Origin of the sequence: Xenorhabdus cabanillasii (assembly GCF_003386665.1) — a bacterium.
GTDB lineage: Bacteria > Pseudomonadota > Gammaproteobacteria > Enterobacterales > Enterobacteriaceae > Xenorhabdus > Xenorhabdus cabanillasii.
The window spans coordinates 3,444,654-3,459,090 of the sequence record NZ_QTUB01000001.1 but is presented as its reverse complement, the minus strand read 5'-3'; the positions used below and the strand labels follow the sequence as shown (position 1 = coordinate 3,459,090).

The following is a 14,437-nucleotide window of genomic DNA, read 5'->3' as shown; positions in this document are numbered from 1 at the left end:
AATTTTAGCCATCCTTCTCTTTAGATCATTATCGACTTATTTAGCCTGCCGAAATTTGTTTTTTTGCATGTATTCCAGCTTCTGCCATAACTGAGCTACCCAGTGTTTAGTCTGAGGCATAGATAGCATAGTCATATGATTGCCGGGTACAAGCATAGGATTGAGTTGAGTTACGTAAGTTCTCCACATGGTTTCGCGGGTTTTCGTTTCTTCTGCATCGCCTTCCTCTGCGCTGATCAGATGAACAAGCCCCTCATAGCAAGTACGGGGTGTATAGCAAGTGTTCAGATTAGCTTGCATCACGCGGATGACCCCTTGTAACAGTGACGTTGGTGTTTTGGCCGGGAGGAGACCGGCATTCACCAAAGCATGAAGTAGATATTTAATCTGTTCATTTGGCTCCAGATCATCAAAATCTTGCTTTGTCAGGGGCAGAGGCTGGCTCAGCATCATATTGTAGATATCGATCAGCTCCATTATCGTCCCGACTCTGTTGACCGGCTTGAGAGTATTTCCTGGCGGATTAGGTTCATCGGTATCAATAAGAATCAGATCAGATACTCGTTCTCCTGCCGCTTGCAGTTGCAGGGCTATTTCGAAAGCAATCCAGCCGCCAAAAGAATGACCCAACAGATGATAAGGGCCATAAGGCTGAATTTGGCGGATGTACCGGATATAGGTACGAGCAGCGCCTTCCACACTTGTATGAGGACAGTTATGTTCGTCAGTTAAACCACGTGCCTGCAAAGCGTATACCGGAAGTTGTGGTGGGAATGACAATGCCAGTTCAAGCAAACTGGAAGAACTGGCGCCTGCACCGGGTATACAGAATAGCGGTGGCACTGACTGCGAGCCTCGTTGAATCGTCACACGCGGATCGTAAACAGGTACGGCCTGCAAGTGTTCGCTGATTGAGTCCGCTATCTGGTTCAGGAAAGGAGGGTGCATAATGGAGAAATGCGTCCCACCGATAGTGTGGCGTGCGGAATTGAGGCCGGCGACACCAAACCAACCGTGCCAGATATCCTCGCTGATAGTTTCATCTGCGGTATAGAGATGAATAGGCAGGGACGATTTTGGTGCAATATAGCCCTGACCAAGTTGTACCGTGATCTCGGAAGCATACAGGCGAAGGAGGATATCATCACGTGTGATACCGGCAGGTAACCATTGTTGTTCAATGCAGCGATCAAGAACCTGTTCCGCCTTGCTGAGCTGTTGAAGTTTTTCCAATTCCTCCAATATCTGCTCATCATTAACGTCCACTTGAGTACGCAGTGAGTCAATAATTAGCTCAATGCGTTTTGTCTCTGTATCCACAGCATGGGCAGGAGAATTTTGTTGTTCGTTCTTATTTATATTGGAATTGTTATTATTAGCATTGTTATAAGAATCGATCATACCGAGATATTCTACTGTCTCACCGTCGTTTATCAGTTGATGAGCCATTTCATAGGCGATCAAGCCACCAATAGACCATCCTGCAAGGCGATAGGGCCCTTGTGGTTGAACGCGGCGAATCGCCTGAATATGGCAGGCCGCGAGTGCTTCAAGTGATATTGGGGGATGCTCAAGCATGTGGATACCAAGAGCCTGTAGTGCATAAACAGGAAGTTCTGGCGGTAGTAAGGCAGCCAGTGGTGAATAGACCAATGGATCGCCGGAAGTTTCGTGTATCAGGAACAATGGAGGCAAATCTCCTGGAGACCATAAAAATCTGTGGGGCACTTATGCAGCAATCTTTTCTGTCCAAGAATGCTCCGTTTCGTCACCTAATTTTATGCCCGGATACCAATGCTCAAATTGGGTTTTCAAATCATCATTAAGTACGGCTGTGCGGGTCTGGAGTAAGTAATGCGCACCTTGCTGGCTCCATTGCATCTGCTGCTTTTTCACCATCCGTTTGGCAATCACTTCATTGATCGTCGATTCAACAAATGAAGAGGAAATGGGTTCACCATAGCGGTACATTTCACCGTAATTCGGGATCATCATGCTGTTATTTTCAATGTAGGTGTACATTTCATCGATATGTTTTGATAAGGATTTCTTATTATCATAATGCGAGATGTCCTCATCACACATCTCAGCACAATCCTCTGGCTGTTCTAATGCCTTAATCACATTGCCATGCCAGAGATACCATTTTGTACTGGTTAAAGCGTCCAATAATTCTGCACCGAGTTCAGGGGTGTTTTTCGATACCCCTCTGGCATATTGTTTTAGTACTGTCAGACGCATCGTGATATGAAACCAATCCAGTACGTGCTGCGATTCGGGGTACAAGTTAAATTGCAGATCCCTGAGATTATCGGCACCATCCGATAAGAAAGTAATTTGTTGATTCGCCTGCATACCTTGTGAAGATAACTGGGCGATGAGTTTTCTTCTGGGGTGATTTTCAAGACATTGCACAAAACCAAAGCGTTTGGTTGGAGCATTAGCCGCGAATGATTTTCCGACGATGATTTCAAAATGGTGTTTTCTGTCGTCCCGGTTTCTGACGTAGCCTCCATCAATACCCACCGTCATCGGTTTTCCCGGTTTGGGTAATTTTTCCCATTCTCTGGGATCGCCAGGGAGAAAATCCGGCAATCCGTCTAATTCGGCCTCTTGTCTTTGGGCGATCTGACAGAGATGATTTCTGACTGTGGAGGCATTACAGCGTTCCCCACCGGCAGAATATCTTTGAGCAGATTGGCGGTCAATCCATAAGACATCAGTGACGCCCACCGGGTTTCTATATACCTGAGTTCCGGGTGAGTATGCGAATCACACCAGTGATTGAGCAAGCTAGCGGTTTGGGCTGAATGTTTCTCACACGCACACCGGTAAACCCGAAATCCCTCTACCGGGATAATGCCAAACAAGGTTCGGTACTGGATGGTTTGCTTGCCTTTTATCCGGCGATTTCGTTGACAGCAAGGACAAGCACGATGTTCATCCAAATATTCAGCTGCCTGTTTCTGGATCACTGATTGCTGGATAGTGTTCAAAAGTAATTTAGATTCAGACAGGGAGAGTCCAGGGTCATTGGGGGCGTCGGACTGTTTTTCTATCGTGAATAGTTTCTCCGTATGGTGATGGCCTGATTTATCGACCACCGCTAGTTGGATTATGAATTGCATGATGCTGTCCTCCCGGGGTTATGGCTACTGTATACCCCCGTTTTTTAGCTGGTGACGCAATTTATAATACGTAGAAACACCTAATCCTACGTTATAGCAGGCCAGCTTTAACTTGATACCTTTCTCTCTTAATGCGGCATAACCGATCGAGGGAGTGAACAACTATCGTGTCGCCGGTTCTGACCTGTTGAAGCATATCCCGAAACTGTGGCCGGTTGATGTTTTTCGCACTGGCCTGTTCGATATAGATTTTGTCAATTTTAATACCGGACGCAGACAGTGCCTCTTTCTGGCGATCAACATGCTGGTCAACCGAACTGACCCGAATGTAGGCATAATGCATATCACCCTCAAAAGTCTTTAAACCTGATAAAGATTTGTAGAATACTCTATAAAATTGACTTTCCCGAGGTTTATAGAGGATTATTTCCTCGTTTTTAGCATGGATGAAAAGGTATACCTTTATGGATACCGATCATCGCTATCCACTACAGCCCTATCACAATAGGTTCCAGTTCCGGTGAATCAAGGTTGAGCCGACTCAATTGGCGGTTAACCTTTTTGCGGTTAAATCTGACGGCATCAAGTTCATCAATTAATGGACGGATATCTCCGATCGTTGCTGTTTCATCGGCATTAACGATGGCTTCCAGTAACGCCAGTGTTTTCTCACATTCATCAGCTAACGTTGCCCCCGGCATTCTATTTCCGGCCAAACAAAAGGGAAATTTCAGGTTAGCATTGTCAAGAATGGTCTCAATACGGATATCGTGAAGCCAGTTCTCGAAAAAGTTGTATTCGTAAGTAAATCGATCTCCGGCATCAAACTCAAAGTCATCGAGCGTGATTTTGTAAGGGTTATCAGAAAACGCAATTCCGCCAGAATAGGAAATGCCGTAATTTTTACCATAAATACGGAATTGATGCAGGTGTTCATCCTGCCATCCCTGCGCGATCTGAATAATATAATGAAAAGCGGCTAAAGATGTCTCGCCTGATAGCCGAAATCGGCACCAGACCATAGGGCTGACACCGCGAAGAGCCACTTTAACGATATAGGCTTTCATGGTGAGCTGCCTGCTAAAAACCTGCCAATTCGTTCATCCTATCACCAGCTTAACGGAGTGCCCCAAGGTTTTTTATGCTCTCGTTGCATCAATGCAGATAGCTTATTCCAATGGAGATCTGTTAACATAGCTCGCGGCATGATGGTGAGGTTTGGTTGTTTTTTGGCGAAAGTAATTATACCAAATTATCATGCTGCCTAATAATCCTTCGCAAAACGTCAACACGCCCTATCATTAATCTCCATTTGGCAGGATTTTTATCGTCTTGATTATTTTTTAAGTAATTGATTATGAACGTTAATTATTTCCATGAAATCTGGAACTGCACTATTAGCATCGCCGACATAATCAGCGCTGACTATCCCACCTATACGCCGCTTTATAAGAATATCAAGAATTGCTATAACCAATATCTTCTTATTTTTAAATAAATTATCTTTTACTCCCCAACTCAATTCAAAAGGTGAACGGGAAGCAACGGGCATATTCGTCTGTATAATATTGAGTTTATCAGCTATTGGACTCTTATGGAAATTAAGAAGGGAATTAGCTGTCTTTTCTGCGTTCGGTTTATCAGCCCATTCTGTATAAGAATTTTTGTCGTAATCTGGATATAGATCTTTATCTTTTCCATCATATTTCTTTTTATCAACCATGATCCATATGTTTTTTCCTTGATTCAGTGAATTAACTGTTACTTTACTTAAATTATCCATAATAAGAGACTCACGATAATTTTCGAGAATACGTTTTAAAAATATATCTGAAGCCGCTGTTGCAGAAGTTTTCCCTGTTTCCCCTTTAAATGCGAATTTTATTAAATAAAAATTATTTTTATCTTCTGCTGCATATTTCAAGAGATTTTCCACATCCGAAACAGCACTATCACCTGCAACGCTGAAGCTATGGAAGAAACCAAATGTGCCATTTGTGCCATTTTTATTTTGAGCTATTCGAATGTCAAAATATCTGGCTCCTGCTTTTGCTTGTGTTACCAAGTCCTTATTTTGGGTTTTAAACGCTCTAGGCATTTTTGATCCTGTGCTACTGAGTCCATTTCTTTTTTTACTATAAGCATAAGTTCCCGCATCATGGCTACCCAGCATGGCTATCTCAGATAATTTGGTCTCATCAGGTAAATCACTATGATTGACATAGGGGACTTGTTGAGATTCATTGGTGAGGAGTGTTGTTGTTGCTTGCTTAGTCGATTGATGATTAGTTGAGGTAGATGAAGGGATATTATTTTCTTTATATTCGTGCATAATTATTCCTTAATGTTTTTAATGAAGTTATTTGGATTCGCCTAGGGCGTGTTGACGTTTTGCGAAGGATTATTAGGCAGCATGATAATTTGGTATAATTACTTTCGCCAAAAAACAACCAAACCTCACCATCATGCCGCGAGCTATGTTAACAGATCTCCATTGGAATAAGCTATCTGCATTGATGCAACACACCGGATGGATTTATGACAAACCTGAACACCGTTTGACCTTGGAAGGTATTCTTTACCGGATGAGAACGAGCATTCCCTGGCGGGATTTACCGCCAGAATTCGGTAATTGGAATAGCGTTTTTCAGCGTTTGCTTGGTCGAAGAAAGGTGTTTTACAGCTTATTTTCAAAGGGTTATCTAAAATTACTGATACGGAATGGCGGTTTCTTGATGGAACTATCGTTATGCTAATGTTTTAAATTGACCAGAAGTTATCTCATCTGGTAATGGACCATCCTCATCTCCATCTGAATCATAATTATCATCATCCTCAGGTAGTTGATTATAAGCTAAAAGTACTTGTGAATTGTCTTTTGTAATTTCTTATTAGTTTCATCCATTGTATATTTAGGCATAATTATTCCTCAATGATTAACAAAAAGTGTTTTTATATGAAATTATCAATTAATAAAGATATCATTACTTTCTATAAATTGTTATTTTCATATGGATGATTTATTCTAATGGTAATTTTTAAACTCCAATTAACTTATCAGAATTCTGCTTAGTAACAATAATACCTACCCCATTCACCTTAATAACGGCTTGATGACTATTTTCCCATGATAAAAGAATCTCTTTTATTTTAGGTAAGTAAGTTGAGTAGGTAATACCTGAAATCTCAAGAATAATATTTTCATTTTCCTGACTATTATTATCTGTGGCAGGTTCAGTGGTTAGATTGACTTTAGCCAAAGCAAGACGAATATCTTCTGAGCCACCTAAATCGACGCATAATTTATTTTCCAAAGCTTGAGTGATTTGTGAATTATCCAGGTTGGGTTTTTGATCTATAGAAGCAGATGTTTTGCTGACTGGTATTACGTTGTTTCCAATATCTCCAAGTTTCATCGGGACGGTAATGGAATATAATAATGAGAGTCGTGGACGATTACCGAGAGCCTGCCAAAAATTACCCAGGCTGTTTAAATTCTCCTGTTGTGGAATAACGCGCGTATAGGCACCGGGAATACCAGTTAATTGGCGATTATTTATTAATGCATTCAAAACCCGTGTCATCACTTGTGCCGCCTGATTATCTGGTTGGCTATCTGGGCTGGAGCTGTCACTTGAGGGTTTATTAGCATCCCAGTAGGTGATTAAATAGTTACAATTGATATTAACCCATCCTGGTAATAATGTGCTGGTTGCAGGATTATAACGCCTTGGTTCAGCAGTGCGTAATTGTAGATCTTCGTGTATATCATACAGAAATACACTCACCGTCGGTTCCGATTGGGTTGAATTAATTTCCGGTAGATCAAAGCGAATATCAATTTGTGAACCTGGTATCTGTAAGTATTGCGATAAAATGGCATTTAATGCTTTATTCACTTCAATAATGATATTGTCAGAAGCAATTATAGTTGTCATGTTGATTCCAATCCCACTGAGTATTTAGAAAGCCAATCGGCCGGTTTTATTTAATTCAAGTATCACTGCTCGCTCTATGTGCCTATTTGCGATTTGTCCATTGTTATCATCCGTGGCTAATATCGATGATAATAAGGCAATATTTCTAATGTTTGCTCCGGTTAAATCAGACCGTTTAGCCAGATGTTCAAAATCAATTTCATTGGATAATATCAGTTGTTCGGGCCAAATTTTTTGCCACATTTTTTCACGTAATGCTTCATCGGGATAAGTAAAACGGGTGATAAAGGTAAAACGGCGATTAAACGCGCTGTCCAAATGGCTGCGGTTATTGGTGGCTAAAATGACTAATCCTGGATAATCCTCCAGCCGTTGTAATAAATAAGAAACTTCAATATTAGCGTGTCTGTCTTGGGCATCTTTGGTTTCACTGCGTTTGCCAAATAGGGCATCGGCTTCGTCGAAAAATAGTACCCCGGAATCCGCCTCGGCTAAATCGAAAATGCGTGAGATATTTTTTTCCGTTTCGCCAATATATTTGTTCACTACGGTTGAGAGATCTACTTTAATTAAATCGACGCCAAGATACCCGGTAATCACTTCTGCGGCCATTGTTTTGCCGGTACCTGATTCACCGTAAAATAATGCACTAATACCGGTGCCGTAGCTGATTTTTTCCTGAAATCCAGCGCTTAGAATTTGGTCACGGTAATGAATGGCCGCAATGATTTCTTTTAACTGTTGTGCCAATGTATCTGAAATCACTAAATCATTAAAATTGCGTTTTGGGGTGATTCGTTGGGCTAATTTACCGAAATTTTGTTGAGCGCGAAAGTTTAATGCCTTACGTAGATCGGTTTCTTCCAATTGACCTTCCGGTTGTCGGAGTATTTGGTATTGATATGCTTCTTTAAGCATGAACGGTAATGTTTCTGCTGTAAATGAAAAACGTTGACATAATTGAGTCATATTTATTTTCTGAGCAACAGTATTCGGTAAGTTCGCTTGTAACATGTTTTTTCTATCCGCCAGAGTAAGTGCTGGCATATTAATTTGTACCATCAGCAGGTGTTTAATCCATACTAATGAGTCTTGTGGTTCTGCCAGGCAAATTATGCGTAATTTAGGCTGATTGAGTAGGGTGGATAATTCGTTATGCCATGTTTTCTTTTCTTGTATCAATAAAGAGAAGTTGCGGATTAATAAACAGGCATCGTGTAGACGGGCTTCCCGTATTGCATTTGCCAGCAAGTTAGCTATTTCAGTTGGGTTTTCATCATCTGGCAGACGGGCTAAATCAAGAGTTAACGTATTGATATCATGAGAAGCCATAATATTGCTTACTGCTAATTCTCTGGCACTGTCCTGTTTTCCTCTAAGTATTACCAGTGGAAGAATCTCGTCGGTTTTATTCAATAAGATTTTTCCAAGTGAATGAAAAAGAGTTTGTGGATACCAATTTTGTGAGACAGGGATACTCCAATAAGCGCAGGTTGTTAGAGGAGGTAAAATAACCCGCTGGCCTGATAAAAAATGCCAGACAGCACTGTGGGTTAAAAATTGCGTTTGTAACCAGACAGATTCTTGGTGGTTATTGAGCTGTAATAGGTGGCTGCTAATTAATGGTGTTTGTGGTAACAAGCTGTTTTGCAGTAATTGCCAATCACTTTGACGCTGGCTAAATAATTCAATTGCTAAAGCAAAACTAGGCCACTGTTTTTTACTGTTACCAGCTAGAGCGGCAAATAACGCATGATAACGACTGTCAAAATGGGGTAATAAACCTAACAGTAAAGCAACACGTTCAAATTCAGTCAGTTCAAAACGTTCAACCAAGAGTGATAATGGATCAAAGGCAGGGTTTTCCTCGGTTGTTTCTGAGCAGTGAATAATATTATCTGCTTTAGGTAGCCAATGAGGAACACCGAATGGTTCTGCCAGACGTTGTTCTACTTCATCTTCGGTAAGTAAAAAACTTTCCGGTAATGAATCGTACCTGTCACTTTTCTGGTAATAATAGTGCTGCAATCGCAGGTCAATACGTTCCAGATGGGAATAAAGCCAGCGTAATTCAGGGGTTATCGGTTGAAGTTCACCGTGATTATTTGTCAGTAGATAGTCCATATAAACCTTTTAAATGTTTTGCCAGTCAATTCGTAAAGGGCGATCCAGCCAGGGAAGTTTGGCGATATTTAATGGCCACAGCCAATCGGCCAATAATGCGTCGAATGGTTGTTGTTGTATTGTAATATTGATTTCCTGTTCATTGATTCGCAATTCACCCGGACGTTGTAAGAATAATTGGCGGACATCATTACGGCTTAGTTTTTTCCAGGCAGGAAGTTGGGTGATAATAGCATCCAGCCATTGTGTGGTTATTAATTGTTTTTCTGGTTCAATAGAGATTGATTCACTATTTTCATCAGCCATTAATCCACATAGAACGTTATTCAGCATTTTTCGTTCTGTTGGTGTTTCTTCGGTTTCCCAAATCAGGTAGTCAAGGAAATTGACGGCACTAAATTGGGCCTGACGATGGATAAATTTTTGTTCCTCAAGTAAACCAAGCTGATTAAATAGTGCTGGTAGCATCGGCCATAAAATTAATATTCCGGTGTTACTGACTTGATATAGGGTGGTTTTTTCAGGCAATAAAACGGATTTAGAATGTGACTTGTTGATAGTTCGAAGTTGGCTTCGGTTATTGACTCCTGTAACGGATATATCCGGTGCTGATTCTGAATTGGATCTATTTTTATCTGCTTTATTTGAAATAAAGTGTTCCGATAGATATTGGTATTCTTGAACTGATAGATGTTTTTTACAGAGTTGTGAAATAGGAATTGTTTGCCAGAGCTGATAGGTGCTGGCAAAGTCTTTAAAATGCTCCGGTAACAGCCAGTGAATAATCATGGAAAGATGAGCAGGGAATTCAGCCAAAATTTCGGTTTTTACCTTTCCATGGTTTATCTGATATTATCTGATCGGTAGTCAATTTTTCTCCGTTATATCCGGCGACAACGAATCTGAAATCGGGTGAATATGGGAATGCATGAGATTGACTATCTTAAATAAATTTTTAAAGAACAGGCATGGATAAATGAGTTAAACTCTTTTGCGAAGTTAAAAATCTCACTTCTTTTTCCAGCAAGCATATTTCTTATTGTTGTCTATGTATATATAGGTCTTGATATAGGTACCAAGTAATTCTTCTGATTCCAAAGTGAGATGCTGGCGTAATAGGTTGGGGCTGATTGCGAGCTCATAAGAAAATTCAGTTCCTTCTTTTGGATGAAGTGGCCCCTTCCATGCATATCCTTTTTCTCCAAGTGCTTCTAGGAGAAAGTTTTTGTCTTCTAGGTTTTTTAACTCGGAAAATGGGTTGTCATTCTTTTCGGATTGAGATTGAACATCATTCATTATCTCTTTTGCTTTCTCCCAACCTTCTGCATTGCCTACGTAGTAAGAATTAGAATTGTTGTGTGGTTTGAGAACTTTGATATCTTTTGTTACTTTAAACGTGTACAAGAAAACTTCTACTTTTTTCAGCGGGTCCTTTCCTGCGTATTCCAGTAGTCTGTTGTAGCTATCTGGTGCTTCATCTGCATATTCATCAGAACTTTTTTCTAAGGCGAAATATTGCCCTGCCCACTGTGAATTTTTTTTGAGTTTTTCAGCATCTTCAAATTTACCTAGGTTTAAGTAATCTTGTATATCTTCATGTCGTTTCTTATATTCTGCTAAACCTAGGTTTTCTGCGTTGTCTAAAAAATTTGGGATAGCGGTCGTTTTATATAGAAGAGTATATGCCTTAATGGTACCTGTAGTGACATCTTTTGGTTCTATATCCGGTTTACTTTTCCCTGTATGATCTAAGTTTATTTCCAAGTGGTTATCGGTTTCTGTGTTTTCATGTTTTTCTTCTGTGTTTATTTTATTTCTTTTTTGGTTATCATTTTTATTATAATATGTGCTGAACATGTTATCACCTTATGATTATTTTAATAAATAAATAACTTTTCAAAATAATAGATCACTTGGAGGGAACTCAGTCCGATTTTTGCGATCTGATCAATTGCGAAAAATCCCAAATCTCAACACGGACTGAGTGATGCCTATCATAGCACCTATACCTCAAGATGAATGCCAGAAAATGAGAAAACTTATCCATAAAACCCATGATAAGAACTATTCCCGTCGATTAACGGCGTTATTGATGCTCAATGAAGGATTAACAGTGACTTATGTCGCCAAAACCCTCCATGCCGCACGCTCTTCCGTCAATCGTTGGGTTGAATGGTTTACATTATATGGGCTGGAAGGGCTCAAAAGTTTACCGGCTGGCCGACCTCCTGTCTGGGATCTCTCCCCGCTCTATAACCTCTTGCTTTTCTTATTACAGCAATCCCCCCAAGAGTTAGGCTATCTCCGTTCTCGCTGGAGCCTTGAGCTGATGACTCATACCCTCAATGAATTATTCAACACCTCTCTGACACAAAGTGTCCTCTATCGCTACTTTGTTCAGGCGGGGATTGTCTGGCGCAGAGCAGCGCCAACGGTAAAACAACCCGATCCTGAATATGATGAAAAAATGGCAAAGATCACGGAAGCTAGAGCGAATATCTCAGAAAAACATCCTGTTTTCTATGAAGATGAAGTGGATATTGATTTCAACCCGAAAATCGGTGCCGACTGGTGTTTCAAAGGGCAACAAAAACGGGTTATCACCCCGGGAAAAAATGAAAAATATTACCTTGCGGGCTGCCTGAATGCCCAAACAGAACAAGTCACCTATGTTAAGGGAATAAAAAAGAACTCTAATTTATTTATCAAAATGTTAGATGAACTGAATCATCAATATCCCCATGCGGAAACCCTCACATTAATCTTAGATAATTACTGTATTCATAAAAGTCAAAAGGTAAAGGATTGGTTGGCCCTGCATCCCAAATTTACCCTGTTGTTTTTACCGGTCTATTCCCCGTGGCTAAATAAAATAGAACGGTTATGGCAATCGCTCCATGAGACAGTAACGCGAAATCATTGTTGTCAATTTATGTGGCAGTTGCTTAATTATGTTGATGCCTTTTTGAAATCGTTTTCATCACAGCAAGAACCAGGAAGACAAAAAATGGGTGTAGCACTATTATGAAACCTTATTTATATTGCAATATTTAGCATGGTAAGTGCAACATGCATGACTATGCAAATAAATAGATTGGTATTCTTTTAAATAACTTACTGGATATTTTGTACTTCAATATTCATATGAGAGATTGTTTTTTTATTTATTAAGGCTCTATAATTGATCTGACTGAGATAACTTCACCCATTAATTTTGATTGGGTAGGTCAGGTATTTTCCCCAATTTTGCATATGTTTTCCAATCCTCTAGTAATTTACCATCTAGTTCATTAAATGGTTTACCTTCTGCATAAGCTTGTCTTATTTCTTCCAAAGAAGAATGTTTTGATTGAATCATAAATTCAACAATATTTCCTCCCCACATTTTATTTTTACCGCCTAATCCCTTAGTAAAATAATTGGTAACATAGTCTTTACCGGGTAATATTTTATTATAAACTTCTCTTGCAAAATAGTCTGTCACATATTCATCATAGTCTAGGTTGCCTTCTTCTTTATTAGTTTGAGGCTGTAAGCCTTTATGCTGATGTGATGACGCATGAAGGCCTTCATGAATTATTGTAGATATTATTTTTGCCAAATTGAGCTCAGATTCTCCTCTATTATTCAAATGCGAGTATTCTGGAGAATTTATTCCTATATAAATTTTTCCATTATCAGGATTCGTCCAAGCTATAGGGTTATCCGTTATATCTTCATCGTTGTATTCATATTGCCTATATTTTTCATCAGCTTTTTTCATTTCCTCGATTATTCCTTTCATAGTAACGCCTATGGGGTTCAATGGTTTTATGTCTTCTTTTTTCAATACTTCTTTGATTGCTTTAGAAATTGTAGAGAAACCGCCTTCTCCTAGATAATTTTTTATCTGTTCTGATATTTCCCAATCTTCAGATTCTACTGTTCCGCTTTCAGTGAAAAGTACATTTTCATCTTTTGGTTTGAACGGATTATTATTTCCTACATTATTTAGTGACCTTTTATTAGGAAGGTTGGAAAATAATTTCAGTGCTGGTGGTGCTGGTGGTGCTGGTGGTGCGGTGGTGCAGGAAATTTCTAAAGAATTGCTATTTATCTCCCTATTTTGGGGATCTTCTGCATTATTTTTTGTTTTTTTACCATGATCTTTAACATTTTCGTTTAGCATTATTTCACCTATAGAAGAGTTTGAAGAATGACAATGAATAACATGTGGATTAAGTTAATAGTTTTATAACACGGAAATCTCAAATAAATATATTAAAAATAATTATTTTTAATGAATAATTATTTGTTAGGTGAATGATTGGTGGTTATTTTAATATAAGAATTAATTTTAAATTCCAATTAACTTATCAGCATTTTCTTTAGAAACAATAATACCAACACCATTTATCTTTATAATAGCCTGTTGGTTGTTTTTCCATTTTTTAAGTATATCTTTTATTTGTGATAAATAAGTTGCACCGGTAATACCGGAAACTTCAACAATAACATTTTGATTTTCCAGGTTTTGATTGTTTTCTGTATCAGGCTCGGTTGTCATATTCACTTTATTAAGGGCAAGGCGGACATCTTCTGTACCACCTAAGTCGGCACATAATTTATCTGTCAGGGCTTGATTTATTTGTGAACTGTCCAGGCTAGATTTTTGATCTACAGTAGCGGATATTTGGCTAATAGATATGATATTATTTTCAATATTTTTCAGCTTCATTGGCACAGTAATTGAATAGAGCAAGGAGATGCGCGGGCGATTACCCAGAGCCTGCCAAAAATTACCCAGGCTGTTTAAATTCTCCTGTTGTGGAATAACGCGCGTATAGGCACCGGGAATACCAGTTAATTGGCGATTATTTATTAATGCATTCAAAACCCGTGTCATCACTTGTGCCGCCTGATTATCCGGTTGGCTATCTGGGCTGGAGCTGTCACTTGAGGGTTTATTAGCATCCCAGTAGGTGATTAAATAGTTACAATTGATATTAACCCATCCTGGTAATAATGTGCTGGTTGCAGGATTATAACGCCTTGGTTCAGCAGTGCGTAATTGTAGCTCTTCGTGTATATCATACAGAAATACACTCACCGTCGGTTCCGATTGGGTTGAATTAATTTCCGGTAGATCAAAGCGAATATTAATTTGTGAACCTGGCATCTGTAAGTATTGCGATAAAATGGCATTTAATGCTTTATTCACTTCAATAATGATATTGTCAGAAGCAATTATAGTTGTCATGTTGATTC

General features: G+C 39.4%; 10 protein-coding genes and 3 pseudogenes. 2 read left to right on the top strand and 11 right to left on the bottom strand.

The window, feature by feature from the left end:
* Nucleotides 1-36: 36 nt before the first annotated feature.
* The 5 genes and pseudogenes from BDD26_RS15655 to BDD26_RS15635 all read right to left on the bottom strand — a co-directional run bounded on the left by BDD26_RS15655 (nucleotide 37) and on the right by BDD26_RS15635 (nucleotide 5,460).
* Complete coding sequence (locus BDD26_RS15655) at nucleotides 37-1,686, bottom strand: thioesterase domain-containing protein (protein ID WP_170140417.1); 1,650 nt, start codon at nucleotides 1,684-1,686, stop codon at nucleotides 37-39.
* A 42-nt stretch (nucleotides 1,687-1,728) separates the two neighbouring features.
* Nucleotides 1,729-3,128: pseudogene (locus BDD26_RS15650) on the bottom strand (ISKra4 family transposase).
* Nucleotides 3,129-3,219: 91 nt separating this feature from the next.
* Nucleotides 3,220-3,471: a recombinase family protein gene (locus BDD26_RS15645; RefSeq protein ID WP_244922752.1), complete on the bottom strand. Its 252-nt coding sequence runs from the start codon at nucleotides 3,469-3,471 to the stop codon at nucleotides 3,220-3,222.
* 145 nt (nucleotides 3,472-3,616) lie between these two features.
* Nucleotides 3,617-4,195: a plasmid pRiA4b ORF-3 family protein gene (locus BDD26_RS15640; protein WP_115827073.1), complete on the bottom strand. Its 579-nt coding sequence runs from the start codon at nucleotides 4,193-4,195 to the stop codon at nucleotides 3,617-3,619.
* A gap of 269 nt (nucleotides 4,196-4,464) precedes the next feature.
* Nucleotides 4,465-5,460, bottom strand: coding sequence for a phosphatidylinositol-specific phospholipase C domain-containing protein (locus BDD26_RS15635; protein ID WP_115827072.1), 996 nt, complete (start codon nucleotides 5,458-5,460; stop codon nucleotides 4,465-4,467).
* 133 nt (nucleotides 5,461-5,593) lie between these two features.
* Here BDD26_RS15635 and BDD26_RS15630 point away from each other — a divergent pair.
* Nucleotides 5,594-5,877, top strand: a pseudogene (locus BDD26_RS15630) (transposase); the annotation flags it as partial.
* 289 nt (nucleotides 5,878-6,166) lie between these two features.
* Here the strand turns inward: BDD26_RS15630 and BDD26_RS15625 are convergent.
* The 4 genes and pseudogenes from BDD26_RS15625 to BDD26_RS15610 all read right to left on the bottom strand — a co-directional run bounded on the left by BDD26_RS15625 (nucleotide 6,167) and on the right by BDD26_RS15610 (nucleotide 11,047).
* The gene (locus BDD26_RS15625) at nucleotides 6,167-7,066 is read right to left on the bottom strand and encodes a Pvc16 family protein (RefSeq protein ID WP_115827071.1); all 900 of its coding nucleotides are present in this window, start codon (nucleotides 7,064-7,066) and stop codon (nucleotides 6,167-6,169) included.
* Between the two features lie 24 nt (nucleotides 7,067-7,090).
* Complete coding sequence (locus BDD26_RS15620; RefSeq protein ID WP_115827070.1) at nucleotides 7,091-9,190, bottom strand: ATP-binding protein; 2,100 nt, start codon at nucleotides 9,188-9,190, stop codon at nucleotides 7,091-7,093.
* A 9-nt stretch (nucleotides 9,191-9,199) separates the two neighbouring features.
* Nucleotides 9,200-10,021, bottom strand: a pseudogene (locus BDD26_RS15615) (contractile injection system tape measure protein); the annotation flags it as partial.
* A 177-nt stretch (nucleotides 10,022-10,198) separates the two neighbouring features.
* Nucleotides 10,199-11,047, bottom strand: coding sequence for a hypothetical protein (locus BDD26_RS15610; RefSeq protein ID WP_115827069.1), 849 nt, complete (start codon nucleotides 11,045-11,047; stop codon nucleotides 10,199-10,201).
* 130 nt (nucleotides 11,048-11,177) lie between these two features.
* On the opposite strand from BDD26_RS15610, the gene BDD26_RS15605 reads away from it, so the two are divergent.
* A complete protein-coding gene (locus BDD26_RS15605; RefSeq protein ID WP_115827068.1) occupies nucleotides 11,178-12,218 on the top strand; it encodes an IS630 family transposase in 1,041 nt (346 codons plus the stop codon).
* Nucleotides 12,219-12,398: 180 nt separating this feature from the next.
* Here BDD26_RS15605 and BDD26_RS15600 read toward each other — a convergent pair whose 3' ends face one another.
* Complete coding sequence (locus BDD26_RS15600; protein ID WP_115827067.1) at nucleotides 12,399-13,358, bottom strand: hypothetical protein; 960 nt, start codon at nucleotides 13,356-13,358, stop codon at nucleotides 12,399-12,401.
* A gap of 168 nt (nucleotides 13,359-13,526) precedes the next feature.
* Nucleotides 13,527-14,429, bottom strand: coding sequence for a Pvc16 family protein (locus BDD26_RS15595; RefSeq protein ID WP_115827066.1), 903 nt, complete (start codon nucleotides 14,427-14,429; stop codon nucleotides 13,527-13,529).
* Between the last annotated feature and the right edge of the window lie 8 nt (nucleotides 14,430-14,437).